The 22,578-nt window shown below is 64.4% G+C and carries 18 protein-coding genes, 3 other RNA genes and 1 pseudogene; 10 read left to right on the forward strand and 12 right to left on the reverse strand.

Annotated features, from left to right (window positions below):
* Positions 1–20 precede the first annotated feature (20 nt).
* The 3 genes from VC212_RS04110 to VC212_RS04120 form a co-directional block, all read right to left on the reverse strand.
* Positions 21–506, reverse strand: a complete 486-nt coding sequence (locus VC212_RS04110) for a helix-turn-helix domain-containing protein (RefSeq protein WP_323514390.1) — start codon at positions 504–506, stop codon at positions 21–23.
* 287 nt (positions 507–793) lie between these two features.
* Positions 794–1,744, reverse strand: a complete 951-nt coding sequence (locus VC212_RS04115) for an alpha/beta hydrolase-fold protein (RefSeq protein WP_323514570.1) — start codon at positions 1,742–1,744, stop codon at positions 794–796.
* A gap of 277 nt (positions 1,745–2,021) precedes the next feature.
* Positions 2,022–2,657, reverse strand: coding sequence for a YiiX/YebB-like N1pC/P60 family cysteine hydrolase (locus VC212_RS04120; RefSeq protein ID WP_323514569.1), 636 nt, complete (start codon positions 2,655–2,657; stop codon positions 2,022–2,024).
* Positions 2,658–2,867: 210 nt separating this feature from the next.
* Between VC212_RS04120 and VC212_RS04125 the strand changes: the two genes are divergently transcribed.
* Together VC212_RS04125 and VC212_RS04130 are read left to right on the forward strand one after the other, a co-directional pair.
* Entirely contained in the window at positions 2,868–3,203 is a 336-nt protein-coding gene (locus VC212_RS04125) for a DUF3817 domain-containing protein (protein ID WP_161964603.1), read from the forward strand.
* A gap of 168 nt (positions 3,204–3,371) precedes the next feature.
* On the forward strand, positions 3,372–5,342 hold the full coding sequence (locus VC212_RS04130) for a S9 family peptidase (protein WP_323514389.1): 1,971 nt from the start codon (positions 3,372–3,374) through the stop codon (positions 5,340–5,342).
* Between the two features lie 58 nt (positions 5,343–5,400).
* Here VC212_RS04130 and VC212_RS04135 read toward each other — a convergent pair whose 3' ends face one another.
* From VC212_RS04135 to VC212_RS04145, 3 genes are all read right to left on the reverse strand, one after another.
* The gene (locus tag VC212_RS04135; RefSeq protein ID WP_323514388.1) at positions 5,401–6,657 is read right to left on the reverse strand and encodes a VWA domain-containing protein; all 1,257 of its coding nucleotides are present in this window, start codon (positions 6,655–6,657) and stop codon (positions 5,401–5,403) included.
* Positions 6,658–6,936: 279 nt separating this feature from the next.
* Complete coding sequence (locus VC212_RS04140; protein WP_323514386.1) at positions 6,937–9,252, reverse strand: DPP IV N-terminal domain-containing protein; 2,316 nt, start codon at positions 9,250–9,252, stop codon at positions 6,937–6,939.
* Between the two features lie 392 nt (positions 9,253–9,644).
* Positions 9,645–9,720, reverse strand: a non-coding RNA gene (locus VC212_RS04145) — sX9 sRNA.
* Between the two features lie 126 nt (positions 9,721–9,846).
* Between VC212_RS04145 and VC212_RS04150 the strand changes: the two are divergent.
* A pseudogene (locus VC212_RS04150) lies at positions 9,847–11,268 on the forward strand (GAD-like domain-containing protein); the annotation flags it as partial.
* A gap of 5 nt (positions 11,269–11,273) precedes the next feature.
* Here VC212_RS04150 and VC212_RS04155 read toward each other — a convergent pair.
* Together VC212_RS04155 and VC212_RS04160 are read right to left on the reverse strand one after the other, a co-directional pair.
* Positions 11,274–11,349, reverse strand: a non-coding RNA gene (locus VC212_RS04155) — sX9 sRNA.
* Positions 11,350–11,474: 125 nt separating this feature from the next.
* On the reverse strand, positions 11,475–12,566 hold the full coding sequence (locus VC212_RS04160; RefSeq protein WP_323514385.1) for a DUF1615 domain-containing protein: 1,092 nt from the start codon (positions 12,564–12,566) through the stop codon (positions 11,475–11,477).
* Between the two features lie 647 nt (positions 12,567–13,213).
* On the opposite strand from VC212_RS04160, the gene VC212_RS04165 reads away from it, so the two are divergent.
* From VC212_RS04165 to VC212_RS04180, 4 genes are all read left to right on the forward strand, one after another.
* Complete coding sequence (locus VC212_RS04165) at positions 13,214–15,088, forward strand: GGDEF domain-containing protein (RefSeq protein ID WP_323514384.1); 1,875 nt, start codon at positions 13,214–13,216, stop codon at positions 15,086–15,088.
* Positions 15,089–15,204: 116 nt separating this feature from the next.
* Positions 15,205–15,684, forward strand: coding sequence for an Rrf2 family transcriptional regulator (locus VC212_RS04170; protein ID WP_323514383.1), 480 nt, complete (start codon positions 15,205–15,207; stop codon positions 15,682–15,684).
* 111 nt (positions 15,685–15,795) lie between these two features.
* Positions 15,796–16,695: an NAD(P)/FAD-dependent oxidoreductase gene (locus VC212_RS04175; RefSeq protein ID WP_323514381.1), complete on the forward strand. Its 900-nt coding sequence runs from the start codon at positions 15,796–15,798 to the stop codon at positions 16,693–16,695.
* A 135-nt stretch (positions 16,696–16,830) separates the two neighbouring features.
* Positions 16,831–16,906, forward strand: a non-coding RNA gene (locus VC212_RS04180) — sX9 sRNA.
* 4 nt (positions 16,907–16,910) lie between these two features.
* Here VC212_RS04180 and VC212_RS04185 read toward each other — a convergent pair.
* Positions 16,911–17,453, reverse strand: a complete 543-nt coding sequence (locus VC212_RS04185; protein ID WP_323514380.1) for a hypothetical protein — start codon at positions 17,451–17,453, stop codon at positions 16,911–16,913.
* Between the two features lie 308 nt (positions 17,454–17,761).
* Here VC212_RS04185 and VC212_RS04190 point away from each other — a divergent pair, with 308 nt between their 5' ends.
* Positions 17,762–18,100: a hypothetical protein gene (locus VC212_RS04190; protein WP_323514379.1), complete on the forward strand. Its 339-nt coding sequence runs from the start codon at positions 17,762–17,764 to the stop codon at positions 18,098–18,100.
* Between the two features lie 146 nt (positions 18,101–18,246).
* Here the strand turns inward: VC212_RS04190 and VC212_RS04195 are convergent, their stop codons facing one another.
* Together VC212_RS04195 and VC212_RS04200 are read right to left on the reverse strand one after the other, a co-directional pair.
* Entirely contained in the window at positions 18,247–18,780 is a 534-nt protein-coding gene (locus tag VC212_RS04195) for a hypothetical protein (protein WP_323514378.1), read from the reverse strand.
* 66 nt (positions 18,781–18,846) lie between these two features.
* Complete coding sequence (locus VC212_RS04200) at positions 18,847–19,698, reverse strand: SAM-dependent methyltransferase (RefSeq protein WP_115512657.1); 852 nt, start codon at positions 19,696–19,698, stop codon at positions 18,847–18,849.
* Positions 19,699–20,177: 479 nt separating this feature from the next.
* Between VC212_RS04200 and VC212_RS04205 the strand changes: the two genes are divergently transcribed.
* Positions 20,178–21,053, forward strand: a complete 876-nt coding sequence (locus VC212_RS04205) for a DMT family transporter (RefSeq protein WP_055850474.1) — start codon at positions 20,178–20,180, stop codon at positions 21,051–21,053.
* A 154-nt stretch (positions 21,054–21,207) separates the two neighbouring features.
* Here the strand turns inward: VC212_RS04205 and VC212_RS04210 are convergent, their stop codons facing one another.
* On the reverse strand, positions 21,208–21,978 hold the full coding sequence (locus VC212_RS04210) for a transporter substrate-binding domain-containing protein (RefSeq protein WP_323514377.1): 771 nt from the start codon (positions 21,976–21,978) through the stop codon (positions 21,208–21,210).
* Between the two features lie 298 nt (positions 21,979–22,276).
* Here VC212_RS04210 and VC212_RS04215 point away from each other — a divergent pair, with 298 nt between their 5' ends.
* Positions 22,277–22,492 (forward strand): hypothetical protein, encoded by a 216-nt coding sequence (locus VC212_RS04215; protein WP_323514375.1) that lies wholly within the window; start codon positions 22,277–22,279, stop codon positions 22,490–22,492.
* Positions 22,493–22,578: the final 86 nt, after the last annotated feature.

Genomic DNA, 22,578 nt, shown 5'->3' on the forward strand with positions numbered 1-22,578 from the left:
GACGTCCTGTGGGGTGGTTGCTAGCGGGTGGTCGAACGGAATGACGCGTCTGAGGCAGCTGCGATACGGGTCGCGAATGAGCGGTGCTGCAACGCGGCGATGGCTTCAGCAAGGACAGCGGAGAGCGCAACGGACAGTTCCTGATCGAGCTGTGCGGCGGCTGCGTTGGTCGCGGCCCATTGCTGTTGCAACGCAGGCACCATCTTTTTTGCTTTCGGCGTCAGTGCCACGATGCGTTCGCGCGCGTCGGCACCTGGCTTCAACACGGTGAGCCGTTGCTTGGTCATCTGCGCCACGGTCTGGCTGGCAGCGGAGTGGGTGATGCCGATCTCCTGCGCTAGAGCCTTGATAGGCAGCGGCCCTGATCGCAGCAGAACGCGCAGGACGGGTGTGTAGCGCGGCCGCCAGTCCAGCCCTGCAGCGGCATAGACCGCTTCCAGATCGCCATCAAGCAGCTCGATCAGGTGACGGACCAGGGTGCCTAGGGTTGGAGATGCTGCGCTCATGACTCAAATGTATAAGCGCTGTTGTATTTGCGCCATGTGCCGGAAGTGGGGGGGCATCAACGTCAGCTGGGTGAGGTGGTCGGAGGTGCTGCCTAGGCTGCTGCGCTGTGTTCCGGAGAGTGCGGTGGTGGAGAGATCCGGGCGGAGTTGCACGTGATAGCGTTCGACCTCGAACCCTGCGCCCGGCAGTGTCGGCGCTGCGGCCATCAGCGAACACGGTGCGAGTGCCAGCAGCGCAATTGCCCTTAGCGAAATCAGGACCTTGCATCCAGCCAGCACCCGATGTTTTATCGCTCGCTCGGATCAGGAGTCTTTATCCCGAGCAAGGCCTTCAAGCCGTGGGTGGCGCCGCGTGGCCCGATGGTCAGGTGGTCCTCGTCATTGAGAACGTCCAGCTCGACCTGCAACGACGGATAGTGTCGCGCGCGCAGTGCCTGTGCCATGTGCTGTGCGTCGATGACCATGTCGTAATTCTGGTGATAGCGCACCTGCTCGTACTCGCCAACGTACATGTACACCTGTGCCGGCAGGTCGGTATGCGAGGCGGCAAAGCTTTTTTCCTGCGCCACCATCGCGTGCTCGCCGTACCAGTACGATGGGCTGCCCAGGATATAGCCGGCAAACATCTCCGGTGTGCTCAACAAGATCTGCGTGCCCAGCAGGCCACCGTACGAATGCCCCAGATACAGGCGGCGCTGTTCGTCGGTTCGGTAGCGGTTGGCAACGAACGGCAGCACGCGATCGCGCAGGTAGCGGATGTAGTCGGCGCTCTTTCCGTGGGTGGCAACGGGCGCTGCGGTTGGGCCATCTTCCGGTGTGGGCGTGTAATCGCGTCTGCGGCTCGGCATGGGCTCGTCGCCGACTGCGTAGGACAGCCCAACCAGAATGAAATCCTCGATGGCTGGGCCTTCGCCGTTCAAGCGACGCGCGATCTGCTTGACCAGTGGAAATGCATAGTCGCCATCGGTGGCATACAGCACCGGGTAGCGGCGCTGTGGATTGTCCGCATAGCCACGTGGCAGGGCGACGAAGACCTGGTAGGTGCGACCTGTCGCCGGATCGGGCACGTCCCAGACCTGCGTATCGGCCAGCTCATACGGTTGGCCCTCGCCACGCTGGCTACCGGGTGCGTGAGCGGGCTTACGCGCTGACACCGTTGGCTGTGGCGTCGCTGCAGTAGCCGGTGTTGGCGGTGGTGCTGGTGCTGGTGCCTTGCCGCAGCCAGCCAGAAGCAATATTCCCAATCCTGCTGATAACAGCTTATTCAAGACAGCCTCCTGTGTAGCGCTAGAGCGTAATGTTGTTGCAGTAGTGCAGATGACATCTAGACGAGGATACGCGGCGAACCGCGCGTACCTGCTCTGTCGCGTTGGACGCGTGTAGACATCGATGATGTCAGTCGACCTGAAAGAAGCGGTAGGCACCTGGTACCGCATACCACGCCTGGGTCCAAAGTCTTCGATGATCGAACGGCGCAGCGCTCCCAACCAGATAAAACCGCGGGAAAACATGCCTTCAGTTCAACGGACCAACCACGCGCAACGCCGCTGCCTTGGCCATATCGTTCGGATTGGTGCCGGGCAGGCCCTGCGGCACGGCCATGCCTCTGCTGCGATAGAAGTCGGTCCAGTACGGTGACACGTTGCCGGTCTGCAGGTTTTTGAAGTTCATGGGTTGCAGCGCAAACACCTGATGTGCGCGGAAGGCGCGCTCGATGAAGTCCGAGCAGTAGTAACTGTTGTCGTCCTGCACGTAGGTCTGGTTGTACGGTTTGCCGAGCATGCGCCGCGCCTGCGCGATGGCGTCGGCAATGGCGGGGCGATGCGCGGGGGTGAGCCGGTATACGACGATCTGCCGCTGCTTGGCGGTGGCCTCATCGATGAACGCCTGCAGCGGTTGCTCGCGCGAGCCTTGTTCGTCGGCATGCAGTACCACCTCGGTATCGCCTGCATGTGCCACCAGCGCGACATGGTCGAAGCTGGGTTCGCCCTGTGTGGCGGTGGCGTCGTCGATGGCGCCGCTCAGGCCGCTGCGCGCCGCGGTGACGAATAGCAGGTCGCCATCGTGCACCTTTAGTGCCAGTGCGGTGGCGGGTAGTAAGGCAGTGAGCAGTAAAAGCAGCAGAGCGATACGCATGGTGTGAGGCTTCAGGACGGCGGTGCCGGCATTATCGCCGGGATGCGCTTGAATGCGCCGAGCCGTAGGACGCTGCGTGCGTGCCGCAACTATCAGCAAGCGCGGGACGTGTACTGGCAGCGCCACGCGCCGGTTCACCTGGTCTGGCCTGTAAACTGGCGCTGCCAGCGGGCGTCGCCGCCGCCATCGCGTCGCGGCAATTCTTGGTGTTTACTGGAGTCTTGCATGCGTTCTGCTGCTGCGTTGTCGCCGATGGGTCGGCTGTTTGCGGTTGCCGCCTTGATCGAAGGCGTGACCTGGGCCGGGCTGTTGCTCGGCATGGTGCTCAAGTACGGCACACAAACCACCGAGGTCGTGGTGTGGCTGTTCGGTCGCCTGCACGGCGGCGCCTTTCTCTTCTACGTGGTGGTGAGCGTGCTTGCCGCACTGCGGCTGCGTTGGCCGTGGTGGGCCTGGGCGCTGAGCCTGCTGGCCGCGCTGCCGCCGTTGGTGACGGTGCCGTTGGAAATGTGGTTCCGGCGCATCGGCTTGCTCGGCCAGCGGCCGCCGTCTGTCGGTTGATGCGGAGCATGCGTTTAGGCCGCTTGCGGCATCGCCCGCAGTAGGTTCGAGCGCAGTAGGCCAGCCAGTCGCAGGTTTGCAGCATCACCGATTGCGCTGATGGGGGCATGGACGCGGCGGCAGTCGTTTGCCACCATGCGCCTCTCAAGGACAGGTCGTGGGGGCGATATGCGTGGTTGGACGATAGGCGTGCTGAGTGTGCTGGCATGGGGAGCGGCAAGCCCGGGAGTCGCGCAGAGCGCGCCGGAAACCGTGGATCTGGCGCCATATCTCAAGAGCGACCAGTTCGAGCGGATCAAGATCTCGCCGTCCGGTGCCTATCTCGCACTGACCATGCCGCTGGAAGATCGCACCGTGCTGGGCATCGTGCGGCGGCAGGATAAGGTGGCCACGGCCAAGGTCACCGGCGGCGTCAACAGCGTGGTGGACGATTTCTGGTGGGCCAGTGATGAGCGCATCGTGGTGTCGATGGCGCAGCGGCTGGGCTCGCGCGACGAGCCGGTGGCCATCGGCCAGCTGCATGCCATCGATGCCGACGGCAAGAACGGTCGCTTGTTGGCCAGCCCGTACGGCACCAATCCGGATATCAACGGCGCGCAGTTGAAGATGGACCTGGACCCGGCGACCTACATGCTGGATACCCTGCCGGGCGACGCGCGCAACATCCTGGTGTCGGCGGTTCCGTTCGTGGGCGATCCCAACGTCCGCATCGACAAGCTGGATATCCAGACCGGCCGGCGCACGACCGTGGCCACCTCGCCGGTCCGTCGGGCAGGGTTTGTGACCGACCAGCAAGGGCGGATCCGCTTTGCCAACGGCCTGGAAATCAGCAACATCAGCAAGCTGTATTACCGCGACAACGACGACGCACCGTGGCGGCTGATCAACGATGCGGCCACCAGCAAGCATCGCGAATTTCCGCTGGGTTTTTCCGCCGATGGCAGTCGCGCTTATCTGCAGGTGGAGCAGGCCGCCGGCACCGATGTGCTGGTGGCGTGGGACCCGGCAACCAGCAAGGCAACCCCGCTCTTGCACGACGATACCGTGGACCCGTACCACATCCTGCGCGATCTGGACGGCACCACGCCGATCGGCGCGTCGTATATGAGCGATCGCGTGCGCAATCGTTTCTTCGACGAAACAGCGCCCACTGCGAAGTTGTATCGCAGCCTGGAAAAAGCCTTCGACGGCAACGCGGTCTACATCACCTCAGCCACCAGCGACCGCCGCATGGTGCTGGCGTATGTGTGGAGCGATCGCAACAACGGTGATTACTATCTGTTCGACACGGTCAGCAAGAAGGCCGACCGCGTGTTTAGCCGTCGCGAATGGTTTCCGCCCGATGGAGTGCCGGCGACCAGGCAGGTGAGCTTCAAGGCGCGCGATGGCCTGGTGCTGCATGGCTACCTGACGCAGCCACTGCATGCGCAAGCCGGCACGCCGTTGCCGTTGATCGTGATGCCGCATGGCGGCCCGTTCGGGATCTTCGACAAGTGGGAGTTCGATGACGACACCCAGTTGCTGGCGGCAGCCGGTTACGCGGTGCTGCGCGTCAACTACCGCGGCTCGGCCAATTATGGCTACGCGTTTACCCAGGCCGGTGCCAAGGAGTGGGGCGGACGCATGCAGGACGATGTCACCGATGCCACCCGCTGGGCCATCGGCGAAGGCATTGCCGACGCATCGCGCATCTGCATCTATGGCGCAAGCTACGGCGGCTATGCAGCGCTGATGGGCGTGGCCAAGGAGCCGGCGCTGTATCGCTGCGCGGCCGGTTATGTAGGTGTCTACGATCTGGACATGATGGCGCGCGATACCGGGCGCTCCGCGCGTTGGGCCAAGAACTGGACGGTCGATTGGCTGGGCGCACGCGACACCTTGGCTGCGCGCTCGCCGGTGACCCTGGCACGGCAGATCAAGGTGCCGGTGTTTCTGGCGGCCGGCGGCAAGGACGAGCGCGCGCCGATCGAACATACCAAGGCCATGGAGCGCGCGTTGAAAGGCGCCGGCGTGCCGGTGGAGTCGCTGTACTTCCCCAACGAGGGCCACGGCTTCTACACCGAAGCGCATCGACGCGAGTACTACACGCGCTTGCTGGCGTTCTTGAGCAAGCAGCTGGGTGGCAGCACGGCCAAGTGAGCCGTGCTTGTCGCTTGCAGGCAAGGCGACCGGCGCCAGCCAGGCGTGACGCCTTGTCTTACAGGATGTTCTTCGCTCTCGCTGCGGTGAGCCACATGGGAAACTCTTCCATCAGCAGGTCGTAAAGTTTTTCTTCGGGAATCTGATCCAGCCGATCAAGTGCAAAGAAATTGCAGTTGTCCACGACACGGCCATGCATGTCATCGAGCTTCTCGAGGATGCCGTAGCCACGGCCACCCAGGCCGACAAACTGCCAGAAGATCGGCAGTGCAGCGGCTTCCTTCATCAGCTGGGTGATTTCGCGATCCTGATGCACACCGCCGTCACTGATAAACAGGATGTAGACCGGGGTACGGTCCTTGGATTGCTTGTAGTAGTCGATCACCATGCGCATGGCCTTGGGCTCATCGTTGATGCGCGGGCCGAGTGACCATTTCTTCCAGCCACCCGAATCGCGCTCGATATAGCCCGAAAAGTTATGAAGTGTCACAGGTGACAGCTGGCATGGAGTTGCACCGAATGCCCAGCAATCCAGTGCGCCGTCGTCATCGAAATGGACCGCCATCGGGATGAGGCGATCGACCACCTGTTGAACATGACCTCGGCTGTATTGAGCGCTCATCGAGCCGGAGGCATCCAGGACCAACCCGATCCGTGCCTTGACGTCGGTGAGCCGGGCTTTTTCGAGGCTGACCTGTGCCTTTTTCGCCAGGCTGACCAATTGCGGTGCCACATCGCCCACCCGCTTTTCCAGCGAGACTTTCGCTGCAGACGCGGGCGTACCTGCCGCTGCGGGCACTGCCGGCGGCTCGGAGACTTCACCGCCAAAGTGGGCCACCAATGCATCCAGCCCGGCATTGAAACCCTGCAGGTTGGCGACGATGCGCCACTGATCCTTGCTGCGGTAGATATCGGCGACCATGATCGCTTTTTCGTCGGCAAAGCTTGTGCCGGAGAAACTGCAGCGTGCAGTCTCCTGGCCACTGGCCTGGAGACTGAAATGGCTGGCGTCGATGTCGTGCATGACGCCCGGGCCGTCGATGGAGGCGGTGAAGACCAGGCGATCGATCGTCGTCGGCAGGCTTGCCAAGGACAGCTCGAAGCGCCCGTCCGCATGCTGTCGGACACTGCCGCATGGGCTATTAGGTTGATTGAAGAACACCATGTAACGGTCGTCGGACAGCTTGCCGGCTGCGTCGAGACCAAAGCACACGTAATCGATGGTGCGGTTTGAGGCGATCTGGGTGACGAAGTCGAACCTGGGCTGCTGGATCAGCGTAGACAGCGGGACGCGTTGACCTTGTGACAACTGCATTTCAGTTCCTTTGAAGATCGTTGGCCGAGTAGATTACAAGCTAAGCCTGCACCGAAACATCGGCATACCAGCGGATGCATGCGCTCAGCATGGCGGAGGCCTCGCACCTCCGGGTGGTGTTTGAGAAAGTGACGCGCGGTCGACAGACAGGGTGGACGAAATAGAAAGAAACCTGGAGCCGTCTGTCCGCCACGCCTTGAGATGGAATGCGCTCTGTCGGCTGTTTGTGACAGAGCGCCTGTGTGCTAAGCGCACTTCGTAGTTTCGCTTCCATCACCTCTACGGCATCGGCTTCATCTGGTATTGCGCTGGCGGCGTGGCACCGAGCAGGTATTGCACGAAATAATCCCAGCGGCGGCGGGTGACATATGGGGTCATCTCGCCGTAGCCGTGTTTGGCGTTGGGCAGCATCAGCATGTCGAAGTTCTTGTTGGCCTTGATCAGCGCTTCGGCCACCAGCAGGGTGAGATACGGCGGCACGTTGTCGTCCAGGGTGCCGTGCACCAGCATCAGTCTGCCTTTGAGCTTGCTGGCATGGGTGGCATTGGCTTGGTCGTCGTAGTTGGAGGTGCCGTCTTTGTTGACGATGTGCTCGCCGTGATACTTCTCCGCCCAGTCGTCTTCGTAGCCGCGGTTGTCGTGGTTGCCGCTTTCCGACCACGCCACCTTGAAGAAGTCGGGGTAGCGCAGCATCGCGCCGGTGGAGGCGTTGCCGCCGCCGGAGTGCCCCCAGATGCCGACACGGTTGAGGTCCATCCACTGGTAGCGCTGCCCCAGTTCCTTCAGTCCGGCCACCTGGTCGGGCAAGGTGTTGTCGCCCATGTCGGCGTACCAGGTGTCGTGGAAGCTCTTGGAGCGCCACGGCGTGCCCATGCCGTCGATAGCGATGACGATGAAACCGAGTTCGGCCAGCGATTGATTGTCGCCATGGCCGGCATAGAAGCGGCGATCGCGGACCGAGCCAGTCTGCGGGCCGGGGTAGATGTAATCGATGACCGGATACGTGCGGCTGGCGTCGAAGTTGCTGGGCTTGAACATCAACCCGTACAGCGTGGTCTTGCCATCGCGCGCCTTGACCGTGATCGGCTCCGGTGGCACCCAGCCGGCGGCCTTGAGGCGGGTGATGTCGGCAGTGGCTATCGTGCTGATGCTGCGGCCGTCGGCGGCATCGCGCAGCAGCGTGACCGGTGGCGTCAGCGAAGTGGAATAGGTATCGACAAAGCGCGCGCCGTCGGGCGATAGCACGACGCTGTGGTCGGCCACTTCCGGCGTCAGCAATACCGGCGCGCCGCCATCCAGGCTCACCTTCCACAGCTGCTGGTAATACGGGTCCACGCCCGGCGAACGGCCGACTGCCATGAACCAGGCGGTGCGTGTCGCCGGGTCTACGCGCAACAGCTCGGTGACGTTGCCTTCGCCAGTGGTGATGGCGTGCTTGGGCTTGCCGGTGCGCAGGTCGTAGAGAAACAGCTGACCCCAATCGCTGCGTTCGGAAAACCACACCGCTTCATCGCTGCCCGGCAGATACGCCCAGTTGGCGGCCACCTGCCCACTTTCGTAATAGGTCTTGGCGGTTTCGTCGAACGCGGTGCGGACCTCGCCGGTGGCGGCATCGGCAATACGGAACCAGGTCTGCTTGTGGAAGCGCGAGGTGGAGGCGAATGCCAGCGTCTTGCCGTCGGGTGCCCATTTCGCATCGTCCCAGGCACCGTCGCAGCTGACGTCATCGCACAAGGTGGAGCGGTGTTGGTCCGGCGGCATCTTCAAACGCACCATGCTGCGCGATGGCACATCGATGATGACGCGCTCGATCATGGTCACGTCTTTGTCGCCGGCCAGCGGGTATTTCCATGCCTGCAGCTCGGGGTGACCGAGCTTGGTGCTGACCAGGTACATGTCGCCGGTCTTGCGCTGGTCCTGCTGGAATGTCGCTATTTTGCGCGAGTCCGGCGACCACGCCACGATGGCGCGATCGCTGTGCTGCCAGCCGGCGTTGTCGGTGGCGTAGCCGAAATTTTCCACGCCATCGCGGGTGAGCTGGGTTTCCTGGCCGCTGGCCAGATCGCGTACCCACAGGTTCCAGTCGCGAATGAAGGCTTCACTGCGCTTGTCTGGCGACAAGACGCCAGGTTCCGGTTTGTCCTTGGCGTACAGCTTGCTGCACCGCGCACGCACATCGCAGACCACGGCGGTATCGCGCGCATTGAGGCGGTAACGACCATCGGCGGTGACCTTGACCACCGGCGCGAAGGTGTCGGCCTTGAGCGGTTTGTCGCCGGTCTTCAATAGCGTATTAAGCGAAGCGACCAGCGCGGACTGTTTGAAGATCGGTGCGGTCTTGCCGGTGGCGGTATCCAGCTGCAGCAGCCGGTCGCCCTTGGCATCGTGGTCGACATAGACCAGGTGGGTGGCGTCCAGCCAGTCGATGCGTGAGGCCGTGTGATCGACCAATGGCTGAGTGAGGTAGCCGATCAGACGTTCGGCGCGCGCATAGTCGGCCTCGGTGACGCTGGGTGCCTGCGCACTGGCGATGACCGGCAGGACGGCCAGGGCGAGGGCGGCGAACAGCTGCCGCATCGGCAACGGGGTGGGCATGTAGGACTCTCCGGGACGAAAGGAGCGCGCAATGCGGTCGGCGCGACCGTCCGATGCTACCCGCCACGTGGGCCGGGTGCCTCTGCCAGAAGTCGTGTCTGCGCCGTTGTCGACGGTGGCAGGCCGCACGCGTTTCGGCAACCGAGTGGGCGTGACCGACGCGGGGCGGACCTGTGATCGAGCGGTTGCCGAGCGGATCGTCCGGCCCGGCACCGGCACCGGCACAGCGTGACCGATGAGGTTCGTCGAGCTCGATGCCACCGAGGCAGATCACACCCGTGGACCGCACGCACGCCGGTGATCGGCCAGCCACTGACGACGGGACTGTCACGCTATGCACTACGCTTCTCGTCGTCCACACAGGATCATGCCGCACGATCTGGGTTTAGAGCGGCTAACAAAACGTAGCGAGCAGTCGTCAGGTGGGTGCGGATGGCGCGGAGGAACCGGAGTGTACGAGTGGACCATGCAGCACCGAGCACCGAGCACCGAGCACCGAGCACCGAGCACCGGCCGCGCCCGTCTGGCGGTGAGCACAGTCGTTTTGTTCGCTGCTCTTACTGACCGCACGCAACGTTGACTGGAGGCCGTCTGATGTCATGGTTCCGCCGCTTGGCACTGTCCCGCTTTATCAAGGCGCACCCGCCGCGCAAGACGCAGCCGGCCCCGGCGGATCTGATTGCCGCCTATGCGCCGCTGCTGCCTGCCAGTCTAATTGAGCTGTGGCGTCAAGAAGGGCTGGGGCACTACGGGAACATGCAGTTCGCGCTGATCGACCCCCGGCAATGGCAACCGGTGCTGGATCGCTGGATCGTCTCGCCACCCGATGCGGTGCGGCGTATTCCGATCGCGCTCACCCCCTTCGGCGCGCTGCTGTACTACCGCAAGCTGACCGCCACCGACGAAGACGTGGTCTACCTGGACCCGGTCTCCAAAGCCGCCGCTGACCTGAGCTGGAGCCTGGACGACTTCTTCAACCAGTCCCTGTGCGAGGCGGAATTCTGCGACTCCCTGATCCCATCGGCCCTGCTCGCCGCCGCGCGCAAAGAGTGCGGCGCACTGGCTGCGGGCGAGGTCTACGAGATCGATCAGATGCTGTTTTCGATGCAGATGTTGCGGGTCCAAAAGGTCGATGCGTTGGCGCTGCACACCCGACTTCGCGATGCCGTCGACGGCCCTGCAACCGTTGCCGATGCAGCGAGGACCAATGGTGAGGCATTGCCCGCAGCGCAGCGCTCCATGTTCGAGGGCCTATTCAACGAGCCACAGTCCGGCAACGACCTGCACGGCGTGTACCTGTCGTCGTATATCGATTGGCATCGCATGCTGGCGCTCGAGCCCAACGGCCAGTATCGCCTGCTGTTCTGGAAAATCGATCATCGCAGTCTTGCACGCACCGATGTGCGTGCGTATGCGGGCCGCTATGAAGTGACGCAGACCGAGATGGGCGACGAACAGGTGACGCTGGACATCCGGTTGCGGCCCGACTCCAGTGGTAGCGATGCCAACGACGCGCAGCTGGTGGTCATGCGCTCGGGTACCGACATGTTTCTGTTGCGTAGCGGCGAACTGGCAGACATGGCAACGGCCATGGATGGCTCGAACACGCTGGGCCGCAGCGAGTACTACTTTCGCAAGGTGAGGTTGAGTGATGCATTTGTCGAGGAGCCATCCGATGGACGCGCTGCGCCGCCGCTTGCCGACCTTCCACGCGCGTTACAGCAACGGGTGAATGCCGAAGCAATCATCGCCACCATCACCCATGTGGACGACGTCGACCCCGACGCTGAAGACGACGGCGCCGGCACCGTCATGTGCACACTGGACCGAGGCCAGGACGATGGGCTGCGCATGAACATGCCGCTGCGCTCGCCGCCAGACACGGGGCGCGCCCTGTATGGCTGGGTCTGGGAGATGCACCCTGCAGCCTGTCGGGTCGGCATCAACTATCAACGCGGTAGAGATGGCAAGGTGGAAGATGGTCCTGTTGTCGGCGATGTGTTGAGCAGTCGCCTAAGAGCGGCTAACAAAACGTAGCGAGCAGTCGTCAGGTGGGTGTGGACGGCGCGGAGGAACCGGAGTGTACGGGTGGTACATGAGGATTCCGAGCACCGGCCGCGCCCGCCTGGCGGCTGCACAGTAGTTTTGTTAGCTGCTCTAAGTGGGGAATGAGATGCCGGTGCGCAGCGCAGGCATTGCGCGCAGCGCGGCAAACCAGTCGCTTACTTGCTCATGCAGCGCGTCCAGCGCTCGTTGACCCGCTGCGCAAACCAGGCGGTGGTGAGCGTGCGGGTGATCTTGGGGCTATCCAGGGTGATGCCCGGCAGCACCGCGCGCGGCAAGGCCTTGCCGGCGCTGCGATCGGCAAGTGCGAACACCTGGCGATACAGCGCGCTTTGTTCGAACTCCGGTGTGTTGCCGGCTTCCAGCGCACTGCGGATCTGGCGGTCGCTCAGCGCCAGCTGGCTGCCCAGCGAGCGCACCGCGCGCTCGGTGCCGCCGGGTGACTCCAGGCTGGCGCCAGGCGTGAGCAGGTCGCCGTCCAGTGCGAGCGCGATGCCGCTGGCCTTGCTCAGTGCGGCCTGAAACGCGGCATTGCGGCTGGCATACCAACCGGCGTTGAAGTCGGCAAAGCGATACAGCAGCGCATCGTAGGTTGTGGGGTAGCCCAGCAGATGGGTGGTGCCGAACCATAGCCCGCCACGGCGGCTGAACACCTCGTGGCGGACCGAGCTGTCGGGCGGATACGGGTAGCGCGCGGCATGTTGTTCGGCAAAGGCGATGCTCACCTGCATCGGCCCGGCGGTATGCACTGGGTTGAGCCCGTCGAACAGGCGCGCGCCCAGCGGCACGCTGCCGGTGAAGTCTTCGAAGATGCGGCTCAGTTCCTGCTCGGTACGCGCCGCGGCGATACGGGTGGCGTAACTGCGGCCATCCGGCGAGGTGATGCGCAGGGCGGCATCGACCATGAAAGCCGGGATGTGGTGTGCGCTGGCGCGGCGGTCGATTTCCGCGCGCGAGATCTTGCCCAGGTTGGGCACCGCGGGATTGGCCTGGTAGGTCGACTCCTGCTCGGTCACCGCCAGCACGGCGCAGATGTGCTCGGCGCTGGTGTCCAGTGCCTGCGACGAGAGCGCGACATACACATCGTTGGCCCAGCCGCTGCGATCGGGCAGGTTGGCCGGCAGGCGCCGTGCGATATCGGCCTTGACCGCCTCCGGCGAGCGCTGCGGCGCACGCGGCGCCTGGGTGGCACATGCCGACAGCAGCGCGATGGCGATCAGGGTGAGCAGGCGGGGCAGGGGCAAGGTCACGGCGTCTCCAGACGATCAGGGGCGGCAGCTGCCGTGCCGGAGTTTACGTGGCCGCGCCGTGGCGTCCGTCATGTGGCTGCCAAGCGACAATGGCCGCGCGCTGTGGCGTGGCCATTGTCGTCAGACCGTGGCCGCCCGATCGTGGCGCCGGGTGTGGCATCGGCATCGCGTGCGGTAGCAAGCCCGTATCGATCCCAAGCGCTCGTCCCGCATCCACTGCGGCCCACGCAGCGCTTGCAGGCACGCAGCGCTGGCAGGACGGCGACCTGGGAGTGCGCGTCGCAAACCAACAGCGCGCCCACTCGCAACGCCGTTGCATCCCGGGCGCCGAACGCCTGCCCGCTCGGCCTGCCGGCCACCCCGCGCGCCCAACTGCGTCATCCAGCGGATTCAAGACTTGCGCATCCCGGCCGATAACGGGCTCGACCATCAAAAGCGATCACGGCGTCTGCCGTGTCCTCCGGTCACCCTTGCAGCCGTACGACATCGAGCGCGCGCATTGCCGCGCAGCTCACGCGATTCCACCGCTGTCCGACCACGGGAGTGTCTTCAGATGCCGCAGCAAACAGCTAGCCCCGGCCAGGTCAGGTGCAGTGCCGTGGAGAGCGTGCGCATGCAGTGTGGTCCACCCTCCCCGTGATACGCCAATGAGCATGCCTGCGATGGTCTGGCGCCGCCTGCTCGCTGCGTGCTTGTTGTTGTCGTTCGGCGTCGTGGCCTGGGCACAGCCGCAACCCTGGAAAACCATCGAATTGGCCACGATCGACGACCCGATGCGGGCGTTGCAGATGTCCCAGCGTGCGCTGCAACAGGCCCGCGTCGATGGCGACCGCGATGCGCAGTTCTGGGCGCTGTTGGCGCAGTCGCGCGTGTTGATCTCGCTGGAAGACAGCGAGGCGCGCCAGGCCGCGCTCACCGAGGCCCACGGCCTGCTGGACCAATTGCATGGCAATGTGGCGCAGGCGCAGTTGTGGCTGGACATCGTGCAGGCGCTCAGCGACGTGCGCGAAAACCCCAATCGCAGCATGGTGGCGCGGCTGAATGGCTTACGTCAGCAGGCGCGCGCACTACGGCGCAGCGATCTGTTGTGCGAAATCGAAGCGGTCGACATGTGGAGCATGCTGGCCTCCGGCAGCAGCGACGAGGCCTGGAGCGCCGCGCAGACCAGCTACCAATGCGCCGTGCGCGAACACCTGCTCAGCGTTGAGCTGGATGGCCTGACCCAGCTGGGGTCGTTGGCCAGCCGCGTCGCAGGCCGCGTGGCCGACGACAACGATGCGCAGGATTACCTGCAGCGCGCCCTGGCGCGCCTGCACGACCAACCAGCGCGCTTTCAGCGCAGCCTGATCGAATACGAATACGGTGCCACGCTGGCACTGCAGCAACCCGCCGCCGCATTGCTGCACTTCCGGCGCGCGCTGGCGCTCAGCCGCGAGCTGGGCGATCAGGCCGGCGTGGCGGCAGCGTTGACCAGCGCCAGCGAAGCCTTGATCAAGACTGGCGATGCCGCAGCGGCGCTGGCGATGGCGCGCGAGGCGCTGCCGTTGATGCAGGCGCAGGGCAATATCGGCCGGGTGGCTGCCTGCCACGCCATCCTGTTGCAGGCCCTGACCGCGCTGCAGTCGTCCAGCCTGGGCAGCGCGATCATCGCGGCCAAAGCGGCCGACGACCCGAACCTCACCTTGAGCGGGCGGGCGGAGCTGGTCGATGCCATCGCCCAGGCACTGGCGGTGGAAGGGCGTTATGCCGAGGCCTACCAGGAGCTGCAGCGCGCCAACGCGCTGCGCGCGCAGAACCTTGACCGCCAGCGCGACACGGTGATGCTGCGGCTGCAGGCCCGCTATGAAGACGCGCGGCGCGAGGCGGAAAATGCCGAGTTGCGCCGACGCAGCGAAACCGCGCAGCTGGCATTGCAGGCGCGCGAAGCCGGACAGCGCGCCTTGTGGATCGCGCTATGCGCTGCGTGTCTGCTGCTGGTGGGCGCGTTGATCGTGCTGGCGTTTGTCGCACGCCATCGCCGACAACTCTCGCGGCTGGCCATGCGCGATGAACTCACCGGCCTACCGAACCGACGCGCCATCCGCGCCGAAGCGCAGCAACAGATCGACCATGCCCTGCGCACCCACACGCCCTGCATGCTGGCGTTGATCGACCTGGATCACTTCAAGCTGATCAACGATGTGCACGGCCATGCCAGTGGCGATGCGGTGCTCACCGCGCTGGCCAGTGCCTCGCTGCTGGCGTTGCGCGTCCAGGATCGCCTGGGCCGGCTGGGCGGCGAAGAATTCCTGCTGGTGCTGCCGGGCTGCGGCGCGGACGAAATTCCGGCGGTGTTCGCGCGCTTGCGCACTGCGGTTGCGGCGATCCAGATCCCTGGCTTGCCCGCAGAACAGCCGGTGCGGTTCTGCATGGGTGCGGTGAGCGTGACCCCGGCGGCAGGACTGGACGTGCTGTTGAGCCAGGCCGATCTGGCGCTGTATGCCGCCAAGACCGCCGGGCGCGATCAATGGGCGGTGTGCTGAGCCTGCGGCGCACCGTTTGAATTTGCGCTGCGACAATTAGGTAACGCTACGGCACAATCCAGGCGTGACGACGGCATGCCGTCCCTCTGAACCGATCGAGCGAAGCCGAAGACCGCGTGCGAACCGATAGCCGCCTTTCCCGCATGTTGCATGTGCTGTTGCACATGGCCAGAAGCGCGCAACCGATGACCTCCGAGCAGATCGCCAGCATGCTGTCGACCAATGCGGTAGTGGTGCGCCGGACCATGGCCGGGTTGCGCAGCGCCGGTTACGTGCAATCGAGCAAGGGACACAACGGGGGTTGGCAGATCGCCTGCGATCTGGCCCAGGTGACGCTGCTGGATGTGCATCGCGCAGTCGGCGGCCCGCATCTGTTCGCGATCGGCGCCGATCATCCCAACCCGCAGTGCGCGGTGGAGCGCGTGGTCAACGCGGCGATTGCCGATGCATTGGCCGAAGCCGAGGCATTGCTGCTGCAGCGCCTGGGCAGCGTGACCCTGGCCGCACTGGCCAGCGAGTTCGACAGCCTGTGCAGCGCTGGCGCGCCACCTGCCGGCAAGGCCACCGGCAAGCGCAAGCGCACGCAGCAGCACTGAAGCACTGAACCACGGCAGCAGTGTGTCGCGCATCGGTGGGTGCGGTAGTGAGTCGCTTGTCTTTTCATGTAACATCTAAAAGTACATAAAGAGATGCAGCGGAGATACTCTATGCAGCATGAGGTCATCATCATTGGAGGTAGTTACGCGGGGCTGTCGGCCGCACTGCAATTGGCGCGCGCGCGGCGCACCGTCCTGCTGGTGGACAGTGGCCAGCGACGCAACCGGTTTGCCGCCACCTCGCACGGCTTTCTGGGCCGCGACGGGGCATCGCCTGCGCAGATCGCCGATGAGGCGCGAACCCAGGTGCTCGCCTATCCCAGCGTGCGATGGGCCGATGGAACGGTGGCGCAGCTATGCGGCCAGGCGGATGCATTCGAAGTCACGCTTGCCGACGGCAGCGTCCACGCCGGGCGGCGGCTGATTCTGGCGATGGGCATGGTCGACCGTTTGCCTGCGCTTGCAGGCCTGGCAGAACGGTGGGGTCGGCAGGCGTTCGTGTGCCCGTATTGTCATGGCTACGAGCTGCAGCAGGGACGCATCGGCGTCGTGGCGACAACGGCGTTTGCCGCGCACCAGGCCAGCATGTTGCCGGATTGGGGCGCAACCCAATTGTTCTTGAACGACACGCTGGTGCTGGATCAGGCCCAACACGCGCAACTCCAGGCGCGCGGCGTGCAGTTGGTGAACGGCGCGGTGACGGCGCTGCAAGGCGAGGGCGACACGCTTGAATTGGTACTGCGAGACGGACAGACCTTTGCGCTGGACGGGGTGTTCATCACCCCACAGACCGAGATCAGTCCGTTGGTGGCACAGCTCGGATGCGGCACCAGCGACGGGCCATTGGGCAGCCATCTTGCCGTGGACGCGATGCAAGCCACCACCGTGCCGGGAGTGTTTGGCTGCGGCGACATCGCAAGCCCGGCGGCATCGGTAGCATTTGCTGTTGCCAGCGGCGCCATGGCCGGTGGCGCGACCCATCGCACGCTGATGTTCGGTTTGCACCACTGATCGCTAACGCGACCATCGGTCACCTGCGCAGGCCATGCTGACCTGCGCGGTGAGCGATGGCCGTAGGTGTTCTTGGAGCAGCTAAAAAAATGACTGTGCAGTCGCCAGGCGGGTGCGGCCGGTGCTCGGTGCGGCATGTACGACTCGTACACTCCGGTTCCTCCGCGCCGTCCACACCCGCCTGACGATTGCTCGCTAGGTTTTGTCAGCCACTCTTAGCGGGATTCGCGCAGTGGAATCTTGTGCTCGGTGGAATACGCGCGCTGTGCGGTATTCAAGGCTTCCATATCGGTGTTGAGCTGAGTGGAGACCGCTTCCAGATCCTTGGCCAACGGCTCCAGTTCGGCGTTGGTGTAGCCATTGGGCAACGAGGCGACGCGCTCCAGCGCGGCCATCATCGCGTCGGCGCTCTTGAGATACGCCGACAGTTTGGTGTCCAGGTCCTTGGCGTTATCCGGCACGCCCGAGGCCATGGCGGTATTGGCCTGCGCATTTGCAGCCAATGCCTTGCGCTGGCTGCCCAGTGCGGTCTTGTAGCTGTCCAGCGGCTTGTGCGCGACGGCATCGGTGATCAGGCTCTGCCCGCGATCGCCCGACACCCACGGGTCGATGATGGTCACCGCGCCGTTCCAGACCGACACGTTGTGCAGCAGGTAATCGCTGGAAGAGAGCTTGGAGGCGCCGGAGGTGGCGCCGCCGCCGCACGCCGAAAGCAGCAGGCTGAGGGAGACAAGCAAAAGGGTGGTGAACGTCTTCAAAGGGAGATCCTTGATACAACGCGGTTGCCATGCAGTGGCAAACCCGCAGTAACTCAAGGAAGCGTCCGGACATCGGCATCGCGCTGTTGCAGGCCATCTTCCTTGAGACGAATGCAGCGTGGTGCGTTCCATGCACGCGGTCGCGTGCGCTGCGTCATCAGTATAGCGGCACACCTTGTGCAAGCGCGTTGTAACGATAGGTCAGTGGCGGCGCGTATCGCTGCCAACACGCACAGACAACCGTCAACGGACGCGTCGCCTGTGCTGCCCCACGTACACTGCGCGCCCCGCACTTGTCTGGAATCAGGGTGAAAAAGCGTCGCACTGTCTCGCCACCGGCGCCCACGCGTGCGGACTCGACCATCCAGACATGGCTAGTGCGCGCAGTGGTGCTGGCGGTGGCGATCGCTTGTGTTGGACGGCTCTGGCTACTGCTGGATGCGGTCTTCAAGCAGCGCTATGTCAGCGTCCTCCGCGGTCGCCCGACCAGGATCTTTTATGCCGACAGCGACCCGCAGCGATTCTGGATTTCCATCGGCTGGGATGCCGCGTTGACCGGCACGCTGTTGGCACTCATCGTCTGGTTCGCTTACGCGGGCTGGAAGTCGCATCGCCGTCAACGCCGTCACCGCCGGCGAGCGCGGTGATCGTCCCGCCAGCACGCGCCTGCACGTGACGTGTCGGATGCAGTGATGTGTTGCAGGGATGCATGCATCTGTTGGCGGTGGCAACCAGTGCGGCGTACGAACGCGGCAGGTGCGTTGCCGCAGCGCACACGTGCATGTCGCCGCCCTTAGGGCGTGCGTTGCCTGCGCGCAGGTTGTTGCGCGTCGCGTTTGGGCCAGATGTCGTAGCTGTAGACAAATTGCTTCTGGTCGGCGCCAGCGGTGGGATCGCAATGCCACGAGTTGGCAACGATGCCCGGCTCCAGCACCCCATCGACCTCCCGCACTGCTTGCGACTCGAATGCGCAGATGGGCCCATCGCGTGCGACATCCCAATCTGCGCGCACGGTCGGGCGCGCATGCTGCACCAGCACGATGTCGCTGCCATTGAAGTGGTGGACCTGCGCGCCGTGCTCGCGGTTGATGCTGAAGTAGCACGGGGCGTGCACGCCTAGTGGCAGCACCGCGTCGTCGCGCAACACGGCGCATTTGCCATCGCGCTCGCCCAGCCGGATCAGTCGCCCCGCCAACGTTGCGGTGGTCACCGGATACCGCGTGGTGACCTCCGACATGGGCTGTGCCGGCGCAGTCTGCGCGTAGGCCGGCGCGCACAGCGCCATCAACAACGCGGCCAAAGAGAGAGTACCGAGGTGAGTGCGCATGCAACGTCCGTGTTGAGGGCGGTGCAGTATCGCAGATCCGCCCGGCGGCAATGCCGGGCGAGGAGACTAGCGCCGCACAGGCAGGGTGGCGAGCACGCCATCCAGCGCGAGTTGGGCGGCGAAGCCGGCCTTGGTCAGGCGCTTGGCCACTTCATTGGGCACATCGCGCCCGCTGGTGAGTTTGTTGGGTGCACCGGTGTAATGAAACAGCCGCCCGCCACGGCGCAGCACGCGCGCCAGATGATCATAAAACACCTGCGAATACAGCTCGCCTGCGATACCGAAACGCGGCGGGTCGTGCAGGATGGCGTCGACCGAATCGTCCGCCAGCATGGCGATCTGCTGCGACACGTCGGCATGGGTGAGGTGCAGACGCCCGCCGGCATCGGCCGCCTCCGGATTCGGCGACCACGGGTTGAGCGTGCGTAACCACAGCACGTCGGCGTTCTTTTCGAAGGAAAGCAACTGCGCCACGCCGTCTTCCAGCGCGCAGGCCGCGAAATACCCAAGGCCGCCGCAGGTGTCCAGCACGATCTTGCCGCGCGGGTTCACCAGCGCCACCTTGCGGCGCGCATCCTCGAACGGCGAGATCTGCGCAGACGGCAGCATCTTGATGCCATCGATCTCGAAGGTGGGCGCCCCCCATTCGGTGGGCACCAGTTTGATCAGCGCACTGCCAAAGCGCGAGATCGGCGCAAAATCATCGCCTCCCCAGAAATACACCGTGCGGTCCTTGAGCTTGCCCGGATAGGGAAAGCCCATGCCGCGCCACTGCCAGGTCTGTGCATCGAGCTGCACGCTATCGCTGCTGCGGCCAAGATCCAGCGACCCGGTCCACGTGGCGAGACCGGCGCTGCGTGCAGCCAGCAGCGCCTGGGCATCGGGAAGGGTGAGCAACGGTCCGGAATAGTGGGTCACGTGGTCGCTATGTTGTCGCTTGCCGCCGATGGCGGCGTGTCGAATGAAGAGAGGATAGGCGCAAGGCATCGTAACCGACGGCGCCACGAGTTAAAAACGCAGTGGAGCATGCGCGATGCAGCCCCACGGTTGCCTGCGCTGGCCGGGGGAGTGGGCGACCCATGCGCCCGGCTTGGCCCCAGCGATGATGGGTCCGGCTTGCGATGACGGCCGTCGCGCGCAAGGACCTCGCGCCTGCGCAGCCCTGGCGCGAACTCCGCCCAGGATCTGTGAAACGTGGTCTTGCCAGCAGACCGCTGTCTGCCTGGCCGCGGGGTGCGGTGCGGCGCGTGAGCCAGGGGTGTTGGCAGGATCGAGCTTGGAGACGTTGTAAGCCGTGCGCGGGATTCTCCGGCCAGCAGGCTGCAGGCGCACTGCATAATGCGTCGGTTCCCCGCGCTCCTTCCGCGAGGGGTGTCATCGAATCCAAGAGGCGCGTGATGCTCAAAGGTGTGCTGCTCGGTTTTGCGTGTTATGCGGCTTATTCGATCAGCGATGCCTTCGTAAAACTGCTCGAAGGAACGCTGCCGGTCTACGAGGTGCTGTTCCTCGGCGCCTTGCTAATGCTGTTGGCGGTGCCCTTCCTGAAGAAGCCCGACGACCAGCTGCGCGAACTGGTCATGGCCAAGCAGCCGGCATTGTGGCTGCTGCGTGCGCTCACTGGCGCCATCGGCAATCTCACCTCGGTGATCGCCTTCACCACCTTGCCGATGGCCGAGGCATTCGCGCTGATCTTCTTGATGCCGATCTTCGTCACCGTGCTGTCGGTGGTGTTTCTCAAGGAAGAAGTGCGCTGGCGGCGCTGGACGGCGGTGATCATCGGCTTCATCGGCGTATTGATCGTGCTGCGCCCCGGCTTTCGGCATCTCACCCACGGACACGTCGCGGCCATCGTGTGCGGCCTGGTCGGTGCGATCTCGGTGATCACCCTGCGCATGGCCGGGCATAGCGAAAAACGCTTGACGCTGTATGGGGCCGGCGTGATCGGCCCGCTGGTGATGGGCGGCATCCTGATGCTGCCGAGCTTCGTATGGCCGTCGCTGTATCAGTGGGGCCTGCTGGCCGGCTATGGCCTGCTCGCGGGGCTGGCTGCCATCTGCATGATGTACGCCACGCGCCTGGCGCCGGTCAGCGTGGTGGCGCCCACGCAATACAGCCAGATGTTGTGGGCGATCGCGTTCGGCTACTTTCTGTTCCACGACCATCTGGACTGGCCGATGGGCGTGGGCATCGCGCTGATTCTAGGGGCCGGCCTGTTTACCTTGATCCGCGAAGAACAGGTATCGCGCTGGTGGCGCCGCACCAAGATTGTTTGAGGGCGGCGCGGTGCGCCGCGGGAATCGGGAATCGGGAATTGGGAATGGGGAATGGGGAATGGGGAATCGTAACGGCGTTGCTGCGCAAATTCTGGTGAGCTGAAGCTTGCTCTTGCGATTCCCAATTCCCGATTCCCAATTCCCGATTCCCGATTCAAGGCCTCCGCCAGGCCTCAACAAGACGAACATACTCGCCGCTGGCCTTGCTCAGATGCAGCCACTGGTCGACGTAGGCTTTCCATGCCGTGTCGTCGCGTGGAAGCAGGAAGGCTTTTTCGCTGTATTGCAGCGGTTGCTCGGGAGCGATGGCGCACAGGCCGGGGAGCCGGGCTTGCTGGTAGATCGCTTCTGACGCGTCGGTGATCATGACGTCGGCGCGCTGGTCCAGCAGCTCCTGGAAGATGGTGGTGTTGTCGGCAAACAGGCGCAGCTGCGCGCGCGGCAATTCGCGACGTGCAAAGGCTTCGTTGGTGCCGCCCGGCGGTTCGATCACGCGCACCTCCGGGCGATTGAGTTGCGCAACGCTGCGATAGCGCGCCTGGTCGGTGCAGCGCACCAGCGGGATCTTGCCGTCCACATCCAGCACCGCGCTGAAGCTGGCCTGGCGCTGCCGTTGCAAGGTCACCGAAATGCCGCCAACCGCAATGTCGCATCGGTCGGCCAGCAGATCCGGTAGCAGTTGTGGCCAGCTGGTACGCACAAACTTGGCCTGTACGCCGAGGCTATCGGCCAGCGAGTGCGCCAGCGCGATATCGCTGCCTTCGAAGCTGCCGTCTTCGCGCAACAAGGTGTAGGGGCGATAGTCGCCGGTGGTGCACACCCGCACTACGCCGGCGTGCAGCACTGCGTCCAGGCGCGACACCGGCGTGGCGGCATGCGCGACACCACAGGTCAGCAGGAATGCGAGCAAGATGCGACAGCGCATGGCATGGCCTCGAAGATGAGCGCGCATGATAGCGGTGGTCGTCAGGGCGGGGCGCTGGATCGTTGCGACGCAGACGGTGACACCTGGTGCGTCTGCGCCTGCGCGCTGCTTGCTGCCGGTTACCGCAGTATCCACAGAGACGAGAGGCGAACGCATTGCTGCCTGCGCTGTGCGTGGCCGCCGCGCCTCGTTGCTGAGCGACGTCAACACGGCGTTACGGCTACCGCCGTCTGGATCACAACCCGGTAGCGCCGCGCGGCCTAGCGTCGATGCATCACTCGAACGCACGGAGCCACCCATGCATCTCACTCCACGCACTGCACGCCCGATGAGCGCTTTTACGGCAGGCATGTCGGCCCATGGCACCCCCGATCCGGATACGAACGGGGACGAGATCCCGGTCGAAGAGCAGCCGCCGCAACAAGGCGGCTTGCGCGAGGAGGTGGGCAATCTCGAAGAGGATGACAACAACGCGCTGCCCGGACGTGTTGGCGGTGGCCTTGCTGGTGGGTGAGGGCGTGATGACAAGCTGCGTAGCCATGCTGATGGCAGGTTGAAGAGGGCCAGTTGTGCTCTGCCGGGCCAGTTGTGCTCTTGATG

The organism is Xanthomonas sp. WHRI 8932A (genome assembly GCF_035012785.1).
GTDB lineage: Bacteria > Pseudomonadota > Gammaproteobacteria > Xanthomonadales > Xanthomonadaceae > Xanthomonas.

Excerpts from the sequence above, each read along its gene's own strand:
- VC212_RS04110 (WP_323514390.1), bottom strand. The coding sequence starts at position 506 with ATGAGCGCAGCATCTCCAACCCTAGGCACCCTGGTCCGTCACCTGATC.
- VC212_RS04125 (WP_161964603.1), top strand. The coding sequence starts at position 2,868 with ATGCGTTCTGCTGCTGCGTTGTCGCCGATGGGTCGGCTGTTTGCGGTT.
- VC212_RS04130 (WP_323514389.1), top strand. The coding sequence starts at position 3,372 with ATGCGTGGTTGGACGATAGGCGTGCTGAGTGTGCTGGCATGGGGAGCG.
- VC212_RS04135 (WP_323514388.1), bottom strand. The coding sequence starts at position 6,657 with ATGCAGTTGTCACAAGGTCAACGCGTCCCGCTGTCTACGCTGATCCAG.
- VC212_RS04140 (WP_323514386.1), bottom strand. The coding sequence starts at position 9,252 with ATGCCCACCCCGTTGCCGATGCGGCAGCTGTTCGCCGCCCTCGCCCTG.
- VC212_RS04165 (WP_323514384.1), top strand. The coding sequence starts at position 13,214 with ATGAGCATGCCTGCGATGGTCTGGCGCCGCCTGCTCGCTGCGTGCTTG.
- VC212_RS04175 (WP_323514381.1), top strand. The coding sequence starts at position 15,796 with ATGCAGCATGAGGTCATCATCATTGGAGGTAGTTACGCGGGGCTGTCG.
- VC212_RS04195 (WP_323514378.1), bottom strand. The coding sequence starts at position 18,780 with ATGCGCACTCACCTCGGTACTCTCTCTTTGGCCGCGTTGTTGATGGCG.
- VC212_RS04205 (WP_055850474.1), top strand. The coding sequence starts at position 20,178 with ATGCTCAAAGGTGTGCTGCTCGGTTTTGCGTGTTATGCGGCTTATTCG.
- VC212_RS04210 (WP_323514377.1), bottom strand. The coding sequence starts at position 21,978 with ATGCGCTGTCGCATCTTGCTCGCATTCCTGCTGACCTGTGGTGTCGCG.
- VC212_RS04215 (WP_323514375.1), top strand. The coding sequence starts at position 22,277 with ATGCATCTCACTCCACGCACTGCACGCCCGATGAGCGCTTTTACGGCA.